Genomic DNA, 17,357 nt, shown 5'->3' on the forward strand with positions numbered 1-17,357 from the left:
TGTTCTTTAACTGGGGCCGTTCTATAGGTTTCACTGCGCATGGCAAGGCGGCCGCTCTCACGCTTGATTGCGACGTGTGACACATCTTTACCCAACGCTTTGAGGAGCACCGCATGACGCCTTGTGTAATTTTCGATCTCGATGGAACCTTGGCCGACACCAGCACCGATCTGGTGGCCGCTGCGAACGTGTGTTTCGACGCGATGGAGCTGACAGACGCAGAGCGGCGCTTGGCGCGGCTTGATCCGGTGTCGGATGCCGGCGTCGCGGTGCGCGGCGGGCGGCGGATGCTGAGCACGGGGCTGGAGCGCGCCGGGCGCCTGTCCGACGAACTGATCGACGCGTGGTATCAACCGCTGCTCGATGCCTACGCCGGGGCGCTGGACGTGCACACCGTCATGTACCCCGGAGCGGTGGAGTCGGTCGAGCGGCTGCGGCGCGATGGCTATGCGGTGGGCATTTGCACCAACAAACCCGCGGCCATGGCGGAGCAGCTGATGCGGTCGCTTGGCGTGCGGGATTTGTTCGGCTCGTTGATCGGGGCCGACACACTGCCCACACGCAAGCCGGATGTGGCCCCGCTCTGGGCGGCGGTAGACGGTTGCGGCGGATCGCGCGGCGCATCTTTGCTGGTCGGCGACAGCGACACCGATCACAAGACCGCGCGCAACGCAGGCGTGCCGAGCCTTCTGGTGACGTTCTCGCCCGAAGGTGACGGCGTGAAGGCCCTGGAACCCGACGCAACCATCGATCACTTCGATGAATTGGCCGAGGCGGTGCGGCGGCTGATCGGTTGAGCCCGTGGGATTTTGGGTCTGCCAAAACGGTGAATTATGTCGCGCGCGAAGGCGATTGACCTGCGCATGTGATCCGCGCGAGATACCGTCATGACAGATACGCTTGAGACCTTTACCGGCGCCTTCACCCAGCAGGAACCCATTCCCGAAGAGGGAATCGCCGCCGCGCTTGCGGTGCTGCGCCATGGGCGGCTGCATCGCTATAACACTGTGGGCGACGAAATTTCCGAAGCCGCGGCGCTGGAAGAAGAATTCGCCGAGATGGTGGGCGCGCGGTTCTGCGTGGCGGTGGCCTCTGGCGGATATGCGCTGGCATGTGCGTTGCGCGCGGTGGGCGTGCAGCCGGACGACAAGGTGCTGACCAATGCCTTTACCCTTGCGCCGGTGCCGGGGGCGATCGCGAGCCTTGGGGCGACGCCGGTTTTTGTCGGCGTGACCGAGGACCTGGTGATCGACCTCGATGATCTGGCGCGGCAGGTCAGCGCCCCGGACGTGCGCGTGCTGATGCTCAGCCATATGCGCGGGCATCTGTGTGACATGGGGCAGCTTATGGCGATCTGTGATGCCGCCGATGTGACAGTGATCGAAGACTGCGCGCATACCATGGGCGCGGTTTGGGAGGGGGTGCCCTCCGGTCGGCACGGGCGGATCGGATGCTATTCGATGCAGACCTACAAACATGTGAACTCCGGCGAAGGCGGCCTGCTGGTGACCGACGATGAGGAGGTCGCGGCGCGCGCCATCCTGCTGTCGGGATCCTACATGCTGTATGAACGCCACCGCGCGGCGCCTGCGCCCGAGGTGTTCGAGCGCGTGAAATATGACACGCCGAATGTCTCGGGACGCATGGATAATCTGCGCGCGGCGATCCTGCGCCCGCAGTTGCGCGGATTGGAGACACAGGTGGCACGTTGGAATGCGCGCTATGGGGTGGTGGAGGCCGGACTGCGCGACACGCCCGGCCTGCGGTTGATCCCGCGCGATCCTCGTGGGCGGTCTGTCGGGTCATCGATCCAGTTTTTGCTACTGGATTGGCCGGCAGAGAAGGTCACCGAGGTGCTGTCGCGCTGTGCGGCGCGCGGTGTGGAGTTGAAGTGGTTCGGCGGGGCGGAGCCGGTGGGCTTTACCTCGCGCTACGACTCCTGGCGCTATGCGGCCAGCCAGCCAATGCCCGCCACGGACCGTGTGTTGCGGGGGCTTCTGGACATGCGGCTGCCCCTGACCTTTTCCGAAGCAGACTGTGCCCAGATCGCGCGAATCATCCGGTCCGTGGTCTCGACCGTCTATGAAATGGACTGAGCCGGTGAGGCGTTTATCTCTGCCAGCTTCTTGTCGATACCTTCCAGGGCCTCGATCGTGAGAGGCTTTGCCAGGTAGTCTCGGACCATGGGGAAGGCGGCGGCGCGTTCCTGATCCTGGCGTCGGGTGGAGGACGAGAGCATCAACACCGCGTAGCGCACAAAGCTGTTGCCATGCGCAGCCTGCGCCTTTTCCAGAAATTCGAACCCACTCATGCCCGGCATGTTGATGTCCAACAACATGGCGTCGATTTTCGGGCGGTCGGGCGCCGCGAGAAAATTCAGCGCCTCCTGCCCGGACATGGGTTGGTGCAGGGTTTCTACAATCCCGGATTTGCTGATGAGACGGCGGTACATTTTCTGGTCGATGGGTTCGTCGTCGATGGTCATCAAGTGCTTGATCATATCAGCTGGCCTTTAAAGTGACTGTGAAAGTAGAGCCCGCGCCTTCGGTGCTGTCGACAGTGATGCCGCCGCCGTGCGCCCGCGCGATGCGCAGGCAGATCGGCAAGCCAAGTCCGGAGCCATCAAATTGTTCGCGCAGATGCAGCCGCGCAAACGGACGAAAGATCGCGTCATGCTGATTTTCCGCGATACCGATGCCAGTGTCGGCGATGTAAAAGGCGACATGGCCGGGTTTCGCGTCACTGGCGCCAATGGCGATCTTCAGCGGTGCGTCGGTGCGGGCGAATTTCAGCGCGTTGTGCAGCAAGTTTTGCAAAAGGTTGCGCATCTGGTGCGGGCTGGCTTGCAGGCTTGGTAACGGCGCGCGCTGGATGCTGACCTCGGCGCTGGCGATGTCGGCGCGCAGATCGTCGATCACACCGTCGAGCACATCGTCCAGGGACACATCTTCGCGCAGCTCTTCGGTGTTCAACGCCTGGGTGTAGTTCTGCATGTCAGTGGTCAGCATGGCCATCCGGCCCAGCACCTGATCCAGATCGTCCAGCAGCTCCTGATCCTGCGCCATCAAGCGGGGAGACAGGTCTTCCTGAAGGGCCGCGACCAGCATGCGCGCGGTGATGGTCGGCGATTTCAGGTCGTGGGAGATGGAATAGGTGAACTCCGCCTGTTCCCGGTTGAGCTGTCGCAATTGGTCCAGGCTCTGAGCCAGTTCCTCGCTGTGGCGCTGTTCCGCCTCCAACATTTGTTGACGTGCTTCCAGACGGTCCCGCTCCGCACGAATGCGCGCGTTCTGCACCTGATCGGTCACCAGAAGGGTCAACAAAATCAACGACACGGCCAAGCTGACCACAAGGTTTCGCTGGACCGGTGCCGCCCGGTCTGCCAGCGCGCGGCTGAGCTGGGCGGTGAGTGCATCGAGATTTTCGCGCGCGGCGGAGTCCCTGACACGGACAAGCGCATCGGCGTCCGCGATGTTGGATGAATCAAATGGCGTTTCGCGCAGCAAAACGAGGTGGTCGTGATATTTCAGCAATGTCGCACGATAGGCGCTCAGATCACTGTCCAGCGCCTCGGACTGGGCAATCTGTTGCAGATCGTCCAGTGTCTGCATGGCGGCGGCAAACTGGTCCTCTGCCCGTTGAAGATATACGGGTTCCGCCGGTCGCAATACGGCATTTTTAAAATCGTGGATGAAGCCGACGTAGCCGGTCAAACGTTCCAGTCGCAAGACGGTGCTGGCCAGCTCGGTTTGTCGCGTCTGAAGCCGATCATGTTCCAGCCAAAACCAAGCAGAGCAGCTGGCGGCGGCGAGAAACCCGCCGGCATATGCGATGCTCCGGGCGATGTGACGTTTGGTACGGGGCATACAGCGAGCGCGCCTTCATAAAATTTTCTTCATCATGCGCCCGCCGGGTTAAGAAACGTTTGCCGAACTGGGTGCCTTGGCGTGGAAACGCAGCGACGCGGCGTTCATCCATGAATTCGCGGGCACTGGACCATTGACGGATGGGGTGTTTCTCCGCTTAATGAACAAGCGTTCAATAAATCGGGCGCAAAACACGAGGGAGGAGAGCCTGTGTTTCTGGCCAGCATGAAGTTCGACGTGGGCGAGGATGTGGATGCGCTGCGCGAGATGGTCCACCGTTGGGCGCAGGAGCGGGTGAAGCCGCTTGCTGCCGACATCGACAGGACAAACGAATTCCCCGCAGCGCTTTGGCGCGAGATGGGGGAGATGGGATTGCTTGGTGTCACGGTGCCGGAGGCCGATGGCGGCGCGGGGCTGGGCTATCTGGCGCATACCGTCGCTGTGGAGGAGATCGCGCGGGCCTCTGCCTCGGTGTCATTGTCTTACGGGGCACATGCGAACCTTTGTGTGAACCAGATCAATCTCAACGGCAGCGCGGCACAGAAAGCGAAGTATCTGCCGGGGCTGATTTCGGGCGAACATGTGGGCGCCCTGGCGATGTCAGAACCGTCTGCGGGATCTGACGTGGTGTCGATGAAGCTGCGCGCGGAAAAGCGCAACGACCGGTACGTGCTGAACGGCAACAAGTACTGGATCACCAATGGGCCGGACGCGGATACGCTGGTGGTCTATGCCAAGACAGATCCGGAGGCAGGCGCCAAGGGGATAACCGCCTTCTTGATCGAGAAGTCGATGACCGGCTTTTCCACCAGCCCGCATTTCGACAAGCTGGGGATGCGGGGGTCGAACACGGCTGAGCTGATCTTTGACGATGTGGAAGTGCCGTTCGAGAACGTGTTGGGCGAAGAAGGCAAGGGCGTGCGCGTGCTGATGTCCGGGCTGGATTACGAACGCGTTGTGCTGGCGGGCATTGGCCTGGGGATCATGGCTGCCTGCATGGACGAGGTGATGCCGTACATGCGTGACCGGCACCAGTTCGGCCAACCGATCGGTAGCTTTCAGCTGATGCAGGGCAAGATCGCGGATATGTACACGGCGATGAACTCTGCCCGTGCTTATGTCTACGAGGTGGCCAAGGCCTGTGATCGGGGCAATGTGACCCGACAGGATGCGGCCGCCTGCTGTCTCTACGCCAGTGAGCAAGCCATGGTGCAGGCGCATCAGGCGGTGCAGGCGCTGGGCGGCGCAGGCTTTCTGAACGATGCGCCGGTGGCGCGGATCTTCCGCGATGCCAAGCTGATGGAGATCGGTGCAGGCACATCGGAAATCCGCCGGATGCTGGTGGGGCGCGAGCTGATGGGCACCATGTAATCTTGACGCGAGGGGGCGTGATCTGATGCCACGCTGGATGTGGTGGGTGCTGTTGGGGTTGTTCGTGCTGGTGGGGGCGCTGATGTTCTTTCGTCTGGGCTTTATCGACGCGCATCTGACCGAAAGCGACGCCATCGCGCATTACGCGGAGCGCTACGCCCGGCAAAGCGGCGGGCTGGCCAGCGATTGCACCGCCACGCCGGGGGAAACGACATGGCTGCATCTGCGTTGTGTCCGGGGGATCGAAGTGCGCGAGTACGGCATCAACCGCTTTGGCGGGCTGGTGTCGGAGCGAACTTCGATCAGGCCCTGACGGACGAGACAAGGCGTTGATATGAGCATATGGGAGATGAAGACCGAAGGCGGCGTGTTGCACGGCGAACTGGCGTGGGTTGTGCATGGGCTGGAATGGCTGGCCTCTGGCATCGACCTGTTCGCCATCGCACTGCTGCTGGTGGGGGCCGCGCGGTTCGTGGTGGCGGTCACGGTGTCCGAGGTCGGGTCCGGAGGCGCGCGGGTGCGGCGGATGAACAAGGCGCGCATCGCGCTGGGCCGCTACATCCTGTCGGGTCTGGAGTTGTTCATCGTCTCGGATGTGATCCACACGGCGCTGAGCCTTGCCTTCATGGACCTTGTGTTCCTTTTGATGCTGGTCATCATTCGATCCATTACCTCCTTCTTCCTTGATCGGGAGTTGGAACAACTCAAGCGGGAGATCGCAGAATGAAAGCTTTGATCATGGCACTGGCGGTTCTGCCGGTGGGCGCATTGGCGCAAGGCGTCACGTTTTCGCCAGAGGCCACGATGCAATGCCTGATGGAAGACCCGGGCGCGGGCGTGTCCTGCATCGGTGCGTCGGCGGACAAGTGCATGGAGGACACGGACGGCGGTGACTCCACCGTCGGTATGGGCGGGTGCCTGGATGCGGAGCGGGCCTATTGGGACACGCGGCTGAATGCGGCCTACGGGGCCCGTATGAAAGAGGCGAAGGCGGCAGATGCCGAAGCCAAGGCAGGCGGCTGGTCGGCGCCATCGCAGGCGGATGCCCTGCGCGAGATGCAGCGGGCCTGGATTCCGTTCCGCGATGCGCGCTGCACCTACGCGGCCGCGCTGTGGTCCGGCGGCACCGGGGCGGGTCCGGCTGCGACCGGGTGTCTGATGCTCACCACGGGGGAACAGGCCCTGTATCTGGAGAACTACGTGCGCTGATGCTGAACCGGGGGGAGACATACGACGGCTTGCGCGAGGGGGTCCATTGGGACTTTCCCGCGCGGCTGAACATGGCGGCGCAGGTCTGCGATGACTGGGCGCGTCGGGAGCCGGAGCGTCTGTGTCTGCTGGATCTGTCCGACGGGCGGGAAGAGGTCAGCTACGGCGCGCTCTACCGCCTGTCCCGTCAGGTGGAGGCGGCTCTGCGCGCGCGCAACGTCGTGGCGGGGGACCGGGTGGGCGTGCTTTTGTCCCAAGAGGCGCTGTGCGCTGCGGCTCATATCGCGGTCTGGCGCATGGGGGCGATCAGCGTGCCCTTGTTCAAGTTGTTCCGCGAGGAGTCGCTTCGCTCCCGCTTGGAGGACAGCGGCGCATTCGTTGTCGTGACGGACAGCGAGGGGCGTGAGATGCTGACGCCGTTAGACGTGGTGTCTGTGGTCGCTGCCGATCTGGGACCGGAGGCGGACGCCCCGATGGCGGAGACGGGACCCGAGACGCCAGCGGTGCTGATCTACACCTCCGGCACCACGGGCAAGCCGAAGGGCGCCTTGCATGGGCACCGGGTGCTGACCGGGCATCTGCCGGGCGTTGAGATGAGCCACGATTTCCTTGGGATGGCGGACGACATGCTCTGGACGCCTGCGGACTGGGCGTGGATCGGCGGGCTGTTCGATGTGGCCATGCCGGGATTGGCGCTGGGCGTGCCTGTGGTGGCAGCGCGTGGCGCGAAGTTTTCGCCAGAAACCCTGGGTGCGCTTGTGGCGCAGGGAGTGCGCAACGTGTTTCTGCCGCCAACCGTATTGCGGATGCTGAAAGCCTCGGGTGAGCGGGTCAGCGGCCTTCGCTCCGTTGCCTCAGGGGGGGAGCCCTTGGGCGCGGAAATGCTGGCGTGGGGGCGTGACGCGCTGGGCGTGAAGATCAACGAGTTTTACGGCCAGACGGAATGCAACATGGTCGGCAGCTCTTGCGGGGCGTTGTTCCCGGCGCGCCCCGGATGCCTTGGGCGCGCGGTGCCGGGGGTCGATCTGGCGGTGATCGGGGACGATGGTCAGCCTTGTGACGGGGAAGGCGACATCGCCGTGCGGCGCGGGGCGGCATCAATGATGCTGGGCTATTGGAACAACCCCGAGGCAACGGCGGACAAGTTTCGTGGCGACTGGATGGTGACCGGAGACCGTGGCGTGATCGAAGACGGTTTCGTGCGCTTTGTCGGACGGGAAGATGACGTCATCACATCCTCTGGCTATCGCATCGGTCCGTCGGAAATCGAGGACTGCCTGATGACCCATCCCGGTGTTGCCACTGTGGGGGTGGTGGGCAAGCCCGACCCGCTGCGCACCGAGATCGTCAAAGCCTACGTGGTTGCCAAACCGGGTGAGGATGTCAGCGAAGGCGCCCTGCAGGATTGGGTAAAGGCGCGACTGGCGCATCACAGCTACCCGCGTGAGGTCGCGTTTGTCGAGGCGTTGCCGATGACGGTGACAGGCAAGGTGATCCGCAAGGAGCTGAAGCGTATGGCGACGGAGGAGGACGCATGAAGCTGCTGGCGGTCCTTCTGGCGATCGGGACGCCCGTGATGGCGCAGGAGGCGGAGGGCTTTGACCCGCTGCCAACCTTCAAGGCCTGCATGGACGAGGAAGCCGCGCGGTACGAGCGAGCCTTGCGCGGGCTGACGGGAATGCGCGAGGCGCAGGAGTTCGAGATCGGCGATACCCGGGGGGTTGGCTACTGCGGGTCTGTTGGCTTTGTGCTGTGTGACCGCAAGGGCGCGTTGAAGGCGGTACAGGCCTGCCAACTGGAGTTCGCCGAACAACAGGACGCCTTGGCCGAGAAGGTCCGCGCCAGTTTGCCTGCGCCCGAGGCGGTCGCGGAGAAGGGCGGGCCGTTTGAGCAGGCGTTGTATCCACGGGTCTACGCATTGGCGCAGGGAAGCTCTGCCGGGCCGGATTGCGCGGGCGACCTGCCGCAGCGCGGGACCTGGTGCACCGCGTGGGAGGCAAACAACCGGCTGTCGAACGCTTTTCTGACTTGGCAATTGGCGCGTTACCTGGGCGCGGCGGAGACCGCAGTGGACGCCGGTTGGGCGGACGTGCCGCCCCCGCAGCGCCCTTTGGCTCGTGACAGGGGGGACCAGTGATGGACAAGGCTTCGGCAAAGGCGGATCGGCGCTGCCCGGATTGCGACGCGGTGCAACCGATCTTTATCGGCAAGCAAGGCAGCAAGCGCGTCTGGCAACGCAGCGGGACGGATGTGCTGCCATGTCCGGAGTGCGACACACCGCTGCGGCTGCAATCCGACCCGCGTGATCCAAAGGGGATGATCGGAACGGTCGGCATGGTGGTGCTGATCGCAGTGGGATTGGCACTGACTTACTGGTTAAGGGCGCGGTTCGATCTGGGTGCCTTGGCGCTGGGCGGAATGCTGTTCGTGGTTGTGACGCTGGGCATGATGTTTGGCAGCCTGTGGACCACGTGGTCCATGCGGCGACGGCCTGTGGTGAAGGCCTGAGGGAAACGGCGGCGGGCGCGGACATGCGACCTGCCGGGGAGGAGAGAAAGACATGCGTTTGACATCAGCGGTTCTGACCGGCTCGGAAGCTTTCAAGGCCAATCGGACGGCGCATCTGGCGGCTTTGGAGGTGATCCGGGAGGCGGCCGAGGCAGCGGCCGCGGGCGGTGGCGCAAAGTCACGGGACCGGCATCTGTCGCGGGGCAAGATGCTGCCGCGGGAGCGCGTGGCCGGCCTGCTGGACCCCGGTTCGCCGTTTCTCGAGGTCGGCGCGGTCGCCGCGCATGGCATGTATGACGGCGCGGCGCCCTGTGCCGGGGTGATCGCCGGTGTTGGTCTGGTGGAGGGGCGGCAGGTCATGGTGATCTGCAACGATGCCACCGTGAAGGGCGGCACCTACTACCCGATGACGGTGAAAAAGCACCTCCGCGCCCAGGAGATCGCCGAAGAATGCGCGCTGCCTTGCGTCTATCTGGTAGACAGCGGCGGGGCGAACCTGCCCAATCAGGACGAGGTGTTCCCGGATCGTGACCACTTTGGCCGGATCTTCTACAATCAGGCGCGCATGTCCGCCAAGGGGATCGGACAGATCGCCGTGGTGATGGGCTCCTGTACCGCTGGGGGCGCTTATGTGCCTGCCATGTCGGATGTGTCGATCATCGTGAAGGAACAGGGAACGATCTTCCTTGCCGGGCCGCCTTTGGTGAAGGCCGCCACGGGGGAGGTCGTGACGGCCGAAGATCTGGGCGGCGGCGATGTCCATACGCGCCTGTCCGGTGTCGCGGATTACCTGGCGGAGGACGACGCCCACGCACTGGCGCTGGCCCGGCGGGCTGTGCGGTCGCTTGGTGGCGTTGGCCAGGGTCTGGACCTGCACGCCGGCGAAGACCCGAGCTACGATCCCGAGGAGCTGCTCGGCGCGGTGCCAGCGGATCTGCGCACCCCCTACGATATCCGCGAGGTCATCATGCGGGTGGTGGATGGATCGTACTTTGACGAGTTCAAGCCGCGCTTTGGCGAGACGCTGGTCTGCGGCTTTGCCAAGCTGTGCGGTATGGACGTCGGCATCATCGCCAACAACGGTGTGCTGTTCTCCGAGAGTGCCTCCAAGGGCGCGCATTTCGTGGAGCTGTGTTCACAGCGCAAGATCCCCTTGGTGTTCTTGCAAAACATCACCGGCTTCATGGTGGGCCGGAAGTACGAAAACGAAGGCATCGCGCGACACGGGGCCAAGTTGGTGACGGCTGTGGCGACCACCTCGGTGCCGAAGGTTACGCTGTTGGTGGGCGGCTCTTTCGGGGCTGGGAACTACGGCATGGCCGGGCGGGCCTATCAGCCGAGGTTCCTGTGGACATGGCCGAACTCCCGGATCTCCGTCATGGGGGGACCGCAGGCGGCGGGCGTGCTGGCCACGGTGAAGCGCGACGCCATCGAGCGGTCGGGGGGAACATGGTCCGAGGAAGAGGAAGCGGCGTTCAAGAAGCCGACGCTGGAGATGTTCGAGGATCAGTCTCATCCGCTCTATGCCTCCGCCCGGCTGTGGGACGACGGTATCGTGGATCCGCGCAAGACGCGCAAGGTGCTTGCCCTGTCGCTGCGCGCCGTCCTGAACGCGCCCATCGAAGAGACGCGCTTTGGCGTGTTCCGCATGTAGGTGCTCTGTTACGTGGCAGATCCTGAGCGGGGTGCAGAGTGCTCCGCGCCTATGCTTTTACGAATTGGACCAAACCTATGACCCGCAAGACCCTGCAGGAGATCGTCGATGAGAACCCGGATGCGGAGACATTCCGCTACGGGGATTCACAACTGCTTTGCAACAAGATCACCGACCTTGTCCGGGCGGGCAGGAAGACCGCCACGGTGGAGGCCATGCGCGTCTACCAGGGCCGGGGCGGGGATGCGCTGCCGGAGGTGGGACGCCGCGACATTGCGCTGAACTGGAACGGCACGCCCGCGCTTATGGTGGAAACGGTAGAGGTCACGACACGCCGGTTTGACGAGATGGACGAGGATTTTGTCGCCGCCCAAGGCGAGTTCCGCGATCTCGCCCACTGGCGCAAGGTGTACCGCGCCTATTTCTCGCGCTCGGGTGGCGTGGCGGAAGATATGGAAATCATGTGCGAACGGTTCCGTGTGGTGAAGGACTACGCGTGACCATTCGCTGTGGGGAGGAGAAAGCCGATGTTTGATACGCTACTGGTGGCCAATCGCGGGGAGATCGCGTGTCGCGTGATGCGCACGGCGCGTGCCATGGGGCTGCGCTGTGTCGCCGTGTATTCGGAGGCGGACCGCGACGCGCTGCATGTGCAGATGGCGGATGTGGCGGTGTGTATCGGTGCGGCCGCGCCGGGCGACAGCTACCTTCGCGGAGATCGGATCATTCAGGCGGCGCTGGACACCGGGGCGGGGGCGATCCATCCCGGCTATGGTTTCCTGTCGGAGAACCCGGACTTCGTGCGCGATGTGGAAGCTGCGGGGCTGGTCTTTGTCGGGCCGACGGAGGACGCAATCCGCAAGATGGGTCTGAAGGACGCAGCCAAACGCCTGATGGCCGAAGCGGGTGTTCCTGTTGTGCCCGGCTACATGGGCGAGGATCAAGATCCCGATCATCTGAGGGCCGAGGCCGATCAGGTGGGTTACCCCGTGTTGATCAAGGCGGTTGCCGGCGGCGGCGGCAAGGGCATGCGTCTGGTCGAAGACCCGTCGGAGTTCCCCGACGCGCTGGAGCGGGCCAAAGCCGAAGCGCGCGGAGCTTTTGGCAATGACGCGGTGCTGATCGAGAAATTCATCCAGCGTCCCCGGCATATCGAGGTGCAGGTCTTTGGTGACGGCACACGGGCGGTGCATCTGTTTGAACGGGACTGTTCCTTGCAGCGGCGGCATCAGAAAGTCATCGAGGAAGCTCCCGCGCCGGGGATGACGCCTGAGATGCGCGCGGCCATGGGGGATGCGGCGGTGCGCGCGGCGGAGGCCATCGGCTATCGCGGCGTGGGTACGGTAGAGTTCATTGTCGACGGCGCGAACGGCCTGCGCCCCGACGGCTTTTGGTTCATGGAAATGAACACCCGCTTGCAGGTGGAACACCCGGTGACGGAGGAAATCTGCGGCGTCGATCTGGTGGAATGGCAACTGCGTGTCGCGCTGGGCGAGAGCCTGCCGTGCAAGCAGGAAGACCTGACGATCACCGGGCACGCGTTTGAGGCGCGGCTGTATGCCGAGGATGTTCCCGCCGGGTTCCTGCCCGCCACCGGGCATCTTGCAGAGCTGACGTTCCCGACGGGCGTCAGGGCGGAGACAGGGGTCCGCGCGGGCGACGACATCAGCCCGCATTACGATCCGATGATCGCGAAACTGGTGGTCCATGGGCCGTCGCGCGCGGTGGCGCTGCAGAAACTTGCGCGCGGGCTGCGACAGACGCGGGTGGCGGGCACGGTGACGAACCTCGCCTTTCTGGGTGCATTGGCGGAACACGACGGGTTTGCAGCCGGAGAGGTGGACACCGGGCTGATCGGGCGCGAGCTGGAGGCTTTGACGGCCATGCCAGAGGTGGCGCCGCGCCATTGGGCCGAAGCGGCGCTGGGCGCGCTTGGGCTGAGCGAGGCGCGCGGCTGGGAGGTTGGCTTTGCGCTTTGGACACATGTGCCGCGGGGCGTCGTGCTGCGCCACGGCGAGGTCGAGCAAACGGTGAAGGTCACGGTCACCTCTGACACGGCAGCGTCGGTGGCCGTAGGCGACGCGCAGGTTGACTGCACCCGCAGCGCCGCAGGATGGCAGTTCGACGGGGTCCCGGGGGGCGGTGTCTTTGTCGGTGCGGGGGCGGTGACGGTCTTTGCCGATTTTGGTCTGCGGTTCGATGTGATCGACCCCTTGGCAAAGGCGGCGGAGGGTGCGGGTGACGGCGCCATGCTGGCCCCGATGCCGGGGCGCGTGGTGTCCGTGCACGTGAAGGTCGGGCAACAGGTCAAGGCGGGCGACCGGCTTGCCGTGCTGGAAGCGATGAAGATGGAACACACGCTGACCGCGCAGGCCGATGGCACAGTCGCCGAAGTTTTGGTCAGCGAGGGCGATCAAGTGGCCGCCGGGGCCGCGCTGGTGGTGATGGAGGAGGCATGACCTTTGCCGAGCTGCCGGCCCACAGCCCCGTGACCCTGTGCCCCGAGGTTGCAAAGGACCTTGGGCGCGCGGTGTCGGTGGCGGCGGATCTGGACCGGACATGGACCGTCTGGTGCGGTGTGTGCCGGTTGACAGACGCGCGGTACGGGCGGCTCGGGGATGTGCTGGAGGCGTGGCCTTTGCTTGCGCGCCAAGAGTTGCCGAAGATGGGCCAGCGGTATGAGCGCGACAACAAAGGCGTCTGGTTGCTTAGGGAGGAAATCTGATGATCAAGCTGCATCATGTGCAATACGGGCGGTCGTTCCGCGTGCTTTGGCTGCTGGAGGAAATCGGCGTCGAGACGTTCGGCGGTCTGGAGGTGATCGAGCATCGTATCGGGACGAAAGAGATGGCCGAAAGCGAGCTTGGTCGTGTCTCCCCGGCGGCGCGCATCCCGGCGATCGAGATGGAAACGGAGACCGGTACGCTCGCCATGAGCGAATCCGGTGCCATCGTCGAATACCTGACGGAACGGTTTGCCCCGAGCTTGGGGCGTGGTGTCGATGACCCGGAGCGCGCTGCCTACCTGCAATGGATTCATTACGCGGAAACGCAGGCCAGCCTTATTGAAAACCTCAACCTGCAAATGGTTTTTCTGCGGCCTCCGGCGAAACCGTCGCCGTCGGTGATCAAGCTTCAGGTGGCCCGACTGAAACAGACGCTGCGCGGTCTGGAAGCGGGTCTGCAGCATGAGTGGTTGTTGGAGAGCGGATTTTCGGCTGCGGATGTGATGCAGGGGTTCAACCTGTTTGCTGCGCCGTTTTTCGTGCAGATGGACGAGTTTCCCAAAGTCTGTGCGTATAAGGCCCGGATGGAACAACGCGCGGCCCACCAGCGCAGCGTCGCGCGGGAAGGGGCGCAGAGGTTCTACGCACAGAGTTTCTATCCTGTGCCGGAGGCATGATCCGCGCCGGGATATTCAAAGGAGCGCTGACGCGCGCTCGTGTCTCGGCGGCCGCGCTGGCGCGCGTCGGCCTCAGGCTGTTTTCCGGTGGGAGCGGCATAAACCCCGTCACGCGGCTTGCAGGAGTGGGCTGGCACGCAACCCCGAGAAATTCGGACGCGAGCCGGTTCGCAAACGCCCGTAGCCGCGAACATGGAGGAGCGGAGAAATGGAACGCGTAGAGATATTTGAAGTTGGCCCGCGTGACGGGCTGCAGAATGAAGCGCGACAGATCGCGACCGAAGACAAGATCGCTTTGGTCGATGAGCTGTCTGCTGCGGGGTTTGCGCGGATCGAATGTGCCTCCTTTGTCAGCCCGAAGTGGGTGCCGCAAATGGCGGACAGCGCCGAGGTGATGGCCGGGATTGTTCGCGCGCCCGGTGTTTCCTATGCCGCGCTGACGCCGAACCTGAAGGGGCTGGAGCGCGCCATCGCGGCAAAAGCCGATGAGGTGGCGGTCTTCGGGTCGGCGTCTGAGGGGTTTTCAAAGGCCAATATCAACGCAAGCATCGACGAGGGTTTGGCACGCTTTGAGCCTGTGTGCGAAGCGGCGCGCGCCAAGGGCATTCGCGTACGGGGCTATGTGTCCTGCGTGGTCGAATGTCCTTATGACGGGGCTGTGTCGCCGGACGCAGTGAGGCGGGTGGCCGCCTCCTTGCGGGACATGGGCTGCTATGAGGTGTCTCTGGGCGATACCTTGGGGCGCGGTGCGCCGGAGGCCGTGGACGCGATGTTGGAGGCTGTTTTGCAAGAGCTGCCGGCGGAGCGGCTGGCCGGGCATTTCCACGACACCGAGGGCAGGGCGCTGGACAACATCAGCGTTGCATTGGCGCGGGGGATACGTGTTTTCGATGCGGCGGTCGGCGGGTTGGGCGGTTGCCCCTATGCGCCGGGGGCGGCGGGGAACGTCGCGACCGAAGCCGTGCATGATATGGTCACGGCGCTTGGCTATCAGACTGGATTGGATCGCACGGTTCTGGCGCAAGCGGCGATGCGGGCGAAGGGAATGCGGCCCGCGCGATGAACGTTGGATCTAGGCAGGGGCCTTAGGCGAGGTGGGAGAGAAGATGGAAGAGATCAGAGTCGAGACGACAGAAGACGGTGTGGCGCGTATCACGCTGGCGCGTGCAGAAAAGCATAACGCGATGTCGGCGCGCATGATGGGCGAACTCGTCGAGGCTGTTGACCGGATCTCCAACGACGCGGCGGTGCGTGTTGTGGTCTTGCAGGCGGACGGCGCGACCTTTTGTGCGGGGGGTGATCTCGCCTGGATGCGCGCGCAGTTCGGCATGGACCGGGCAACGCGCGTGCGGGAATCCGGTCGCATCGCGGAAGCGCTCGGGGCACTTTATCGCCTGCCGCAACCGCTGATCGGGCGTGTGCAGGGCAACGCTTTTGGTGGCGGGCTGGGGTTGATTTCAGTTTGCGACGTCGCGATCGGCGTCGATACGGCCAAATTCGCTTTGACCGAGGTGAAGTTGGGTCTGATCCCCGCCAACATCGGGCCATATGTGGTGGCAAAGCTCGGCGCGCGCGCGTCTGCGCAGGTCTTTATGAACGGCAAGGTGTTCAACGGAGCGCAGGCGGTTGATCTGGGACTGCTGAACGGCTCGGTGATGGCTGATGATCTGGACACTGCCGTGCAGGCGGAGGTGTCGCCCTACCTGGCCTGCGCGCCGGGAGCGGTGAAAGATGCAAAGCGTTTGCTTCGGTCCTTGTCGGGGGAGGTGGCCTCGACAGACGTGGACATGGCCATCGAGGCGCTGGCAGATCGTTGGGAGACCGACGAAGCGCAGGCGGGAATCGCGGCGTTTTTTGACAAGCGCAAGGCGCCTTGGGTGACGTGACCGGTGACGGAGCAGATTGCGCACCTCTATGCGATCGGATGTCTCGGGATCGTGTTTTTCGAGCTGGCGTTGATCGCGGGGGCGCCACTTGGGGCCTGGACGCAAGGCGGGCGACATGCCGGACGCCTGCCACTGACCGGGCGCGCGGTGGCGGCGGTTTCGATCCCGATCCTGATCTTTCAGGCGCTGGCCATTATCAATGCGGCCGGTTTTCCCTTGGGGTGGCCGCTGTGGACTGGCTGGGCGGCTTTCGGCGTCAGCGGCGTGAGTTGCGTGTTGAACGCAATCACGCCGTCCGCGGCAGAGCGCGCGCTCTGGTTTCCGGTCACGCTGGTGATGGCCGGACTGGCGGGATACGTCATGGTCATGACGCGCGCCGCCGTGATGTAGGTCAGACCAGTGTCGCCAGCATCCAGACGCCCATGACCACCATGACGAGGTTTTCTGTCAGGGACACAAATCCCAGCGGCACGTTGGACGATCCCCCCATGCAGGCGCATTTCAGTTCTCGCTTGTCGACGTAGACGGCCTTGATCACTGAGATCGCGCCGATCCCTCCGATAAAGAGGGCCACCGGGCCGGAGATCCATGCCGCTGTCCCGGCGAGCATCAATATCGCGGCAGCCGCTTCGAGGAAGGGGTAGGCATAGGCATACGGAACATAGCGACGCGCCAGCAGGTCGTAGTTCAGAAACATGGTCGAGAAGCTTTCGACGTCCCGCAGCTTTTGAACCGCCAGAAGTGCCATTGCCGTCGCCAGGATCGTGCGGACCGTGGCCGCCGAACCAAACCCTGCGGCAAAGCCGATGGCCAGTCCCATCAGGGCAGCCGTTGCGAAAACAGCGATGACAGGGGTGTACGTCTTTTCCTTGTCTTCGGGGGGCGTCTTTCCGAAGTGCCGCTGCAGGTCATCGTAGCCGCCAATACGTTCGCCAGAGATAAAGGTCTGCGGCGTGGTCTTGACGTCGTGTTCCGCCATGAAGCGGTCAGTGGCCTCGCGCGTTTCCAGCAAGTGATCCTCGACCGTGTAGCCCTTTGATTCGAGAAGCGCTTTGGATTTAAGGCCGAAGGGGCAAAGATGGTCCGGCATGGCCATGCGATAAAGCCGGGCATGGTTGGCTGTGGTGTCGAGTGCCATGGGGGACTCCTTTCAAAAAAGCGTTCGCAACACTCTGAGATAACTCAAGGTTCGTCATCAGGGTTCCTGCCGCGACTATGTACCACGCCCGGGTGGGTCTGGATGGCTTTTGCAAGCCGAGATGCCATTGATCGAGACGGCAAACCTTGGAAAATCCTGTTGCATCAAGGGCAAGAAGGCAAAGACACTGTGCCCAAAATCGTCGCAATGGTGCGATGGGGCGGGAACTTGTTTGTTATCAATCTTTTGAATATCGCTGCCGCTTGTTGACCCTGACGGGCTGCGGGGCTAAGCCGTGATCGGACGAAAGTCGCGGGCGCCTG

At 63.7% G+C, this 17,357-nt stretch carries 21 protein-coding genes; 18 read left to right on the top strand and 3 right to left on the bottom strand.

Annotation, left to right across the window (positions count from 1 at the left end; all coding sequences use genetic code 11):
• The first annotated feature begins 113 nt into the window (after positions 1–113).
• Complete coding sequence (locus tag J4E08_RS19990) at positions 114–797, top strand: HAD hydrolase-like protein (protein ID WP_349539986.1); 684 nt, start codon at positions 114–116, stop codon at positions 795–797.
• A gap of 90 nt (positions 798–887) precedes the next feature.
• On the top strand, positions 888–2,096 hold the full coding sequence (locus tag J4E08_RS19995; protein ID WP_349539987.1) for a DegT/DnrJ/EryC1/StrS family aminotransferase: 1,209 nt from the start codon (positions 888–890) through the stop codon (positions 2,094–2,096).
• Here the strand turns inward: J4E08_RS19995 and J4E08_RS20000 are convergent.
• Both J4E08_RS20000 and J4E08_RS20005 read right to left on the bottom strand, forming a co-directional pair.
• A complete protein-coding gene (locus J4E08_RS20000; RefSeq protein WP_349539988.1) occupies positions 2,081–2,500 on the bottom strand; it encodes a response regulator in 420 nt (139 codons plus the stop codon). The two genes, J4E08_RS19995 and J4E08_RS20000, sit on opposite strands and share 16 nt — an antisense overlap.
• Before the next feature lies 1 nt (position 2,501).
• Positions 2,502–3,866, bottom strand: a complete 1,365-nt coding sequence (locus J4E08_RS20005; protein ID WP_349539989.1) for a sensor histidine kinase — start codon at positions 3,864–3,866, stop codon at positions 2,502–2,504.
• 210 nt (positions 3,867–4,076) lie between these two features.
• Between J4E08_RS20005 and J4E08_RS20010 the strand changes: the two genes are divergently transcribed.
• The 15 genes from J4E08_RS20010 (at position 4,077) to J4E08_RS20080 (ending at position 16,286) form a co-directional block, all read left to right on the top strand.
• Complete coding sequence (locus tag J4E08_RS20010; protein ID WP_349539990.1) at positions 4,077–5,237, top strand: isovaleryl-CoA dehydrogenase; 1,161 nt, start codon at positions 4,077–4,079, stop codon at positions 5,235–5,237.
• 25 nt (positions 5,238–5,262) lie between these two features.
• Positions 5,263–5,550: a hypothetical protein gene (locus J4E08_RS20015; protein ID WP_349539991.1), complete on the top strand. Its 288-nt coding sequence runs from the start codon at positions 5,263–5,265 to the stop codon at positions 5,548–5,550.
• A gap of 21 nt (positions 5,551–5,571) precedes the next feature.
• Positions 5,572–5,964, top strand: coding sequence for a DUF1622 domain-containing protein (locus J4E08_RS20020; RefSeq protein ID WP_183969896.1), 393 nt, complete (start codon positions 5,572–5,574; stop codon positions 5,962–5,964).
• Positions 5,961–6,446, top strand: a complete 486-nt coding sequence (locus J4E08_RS20025) for a lysozyme inhibitor LprI family protein (protein ID WP_349539993.1) — start codon at positions 5,961–5,963, stop codon at positions 6,444–6,446. The genes J4E08_RS20020 and J4E08_RS20025 overlap by 4 nt, the downstream gene beginning before the upstream one ends.
• Entirely contained in the window at positions 6,446–7,984 is a 1,539-nt protein-coding gene (locus J4E08_RS20030; RefSeq protein WP_349539994.1) for an AMP-binding protein, read from the top strand. Before J4E08_RS20025 ends, J4E08_RS20030 begins: the two co-directional genes overlap by 1 nt.
• Positions 7,981–8,583 (top strand): hypothetical protein, encoded by a 603-nt coding sequence (locus J4E08_RS20035; RefSeq protein ID WP_349539995.1) that lies wholly within the window; start codon positions 7,981–7,983, stop codon positions 8,581–8,583. The genes J4E08_RS20030 and J4E08_RS20035 overlap by 4 nt, the downstream gene beginning before the upstream one ends.
• Positions 8,583–8,954, top strand: coding sequence for a hypothetical protein (locus J4E08_RS20040; RefSeq protein ID WP_349539996.1), 372 nt, complete (start codon positions 8,583–8,585; stop codon positions 8,952–8,954). The genes J4E08_RS20035 and J4E08_RS20040 overlap by 1 nt, the downstream gene beginning before the upstream one ends.
• Before the next feature lie 52 nt (positions 8,955–9,006).
• The gene (locus J4E08_RS20045) at positions 9,007–10,608 is read left to right on the top strand and encodes a carboxyl transferase domain-containing protein (protein WP_349539997.1); all 1,602 of its coding nucleotides are present in this window, start codon (positions 9,007–9,009) and stop codon (positions 10,606–10,608) included.
• Positions 10,609–10,685: 77 nt separating this feature from the next.
• The gene (locus J4E08_RS20050) at positions 10,686–11,108 is read left to right on the top strand and encodes an ASCH domain-containing protein (protein WP_349539998.1); all 423 of its coding nucleotides are present in this window, start codon (positions 10,686–10,688) and stop codon (positions 11,106–11,108) included.
• Positions 11,109–11,135: 27 nt separating this feature from the next.
• Positions 11,136–13,067, top strand: coding sequence for an acetyl/propionyl/methylcrotonyl-CoA carboxylase subunit alpha (locus J4E08_RS20055; protein WP_349539999.1), 1,932 nt, complete (start codon positions 11,136–11,138; stop codon positions 13,065–13,067).
• Complete coding sequence (locus J4E08_RS20060) at positions 13,064–13,333, top strand: hypothetical protein (RefSeq protein WP_183969880.1); 270 nt, start codon at positions 13,064–13,066, stop codon at positions 13,331–13,333. Before J4E08_RS20055 ends, J4E08_RS20060 begins: the two co-directional genes overlap by 4 nt.
• The gene (locus J4E08_RS20065; RefSeq protein WP_349540000.1) at positions 13,333–14,010 is read left to right on the top strand and encodes a glutathione S-transferase family protein; all 678 of its coding nucleotides are present in this window, start codon (positions 13,333–13,335) and stop codon (positions 14,008–14,010) included. Before J4E08_RS20060 ends, J4E08_RS20065 begins: the two co-directional genes overlap by 1 nt.
• A 208-nt stretch (positions 14,011–14,218) precedes the next feature.
• On the top strand, positions 14,219–15,073 hold the full coding sequence (locus J4E08_RS20070; RefSeq protein WP_349540001.1) for a hydroxymethylglutaryl-CoA lyase: 855 nt from the start codon (positions 14,219–14,221) through the stop codon (positions 15,071–15,073).
• A 43-nt stretch (positions 15,074–15,116) separates the two neighbouring features.
• On the top strand, positions 15,117–15,896 hold the full coding sequence (locus tag J4E08_RS20075) for a crotonase/enoyl-CoA hydratase family protein (RefSeq protein ID WP_349540002.1): 780 nt from the start codon (positions 15,117–15,119) through the stop codon (positions 15,894–15,896).
• A 3-nt stretch (positions 15,897–15,899) separates the two neighbouring features.
• Positions 15,900–16,286 carry a hypothetical protein gene (locus tag J4E08_RS20080; protein WP_349540003.1) on the top strand — a complete coding sequence of 129 codons (387 nt, stop codon included), beginning with the start codon at positions 15,900–15,902 and terminating at the stop codon, positions 16,284–16,286.
• A gap of 1 nt (position 16,287) precedes the next feature.
• On the opposite strand, the gene J4E08_RS20085 is transcribed toward J4E08_RS20080, so the two are convergent.
• Positions 16,288–17,034 carry a MauE/DoxX family redox-associated membrane protein gene (locus tag J4E08_RS20085; RefSeq protein ID WP_349540004.1) on the bottom strand — a complete coding sequence of 249 codons (747 nt, stop codon included), beginning with the start codon at positions 17,032–17,034 and terminating at the stop codon, positions 16,288–16,290.
• A gap of 102 nt (positions 17,035–17,136) precedes the next feature.
• Here J4E08_RS20085 and J4E08_RS20090 point away from each other — a divergent pair, with 102 nt between their 5' ends.
• Positions 17,137–17,304, top strand: a complete 168-nt coding sequence (locus tag J4E08_RS20090; protein WP_349540005.1) for a hypothetical protein — start codon at positions 17,137–17,139, stop codon at positions 17,302–17,304.
• Positions 17,305–17,357: the final 53 nt, after the last annotated feature.

It is taken from the genome of Sagittula sp. NFXS13 (assembly GCF_040148795.1).
Lineage (GTDB): Bacteria > Pseudomonadota > Alphaproteobacteria > Rhodobacterales > Rhodobacteraceae > Sagittula > Sagittula marina.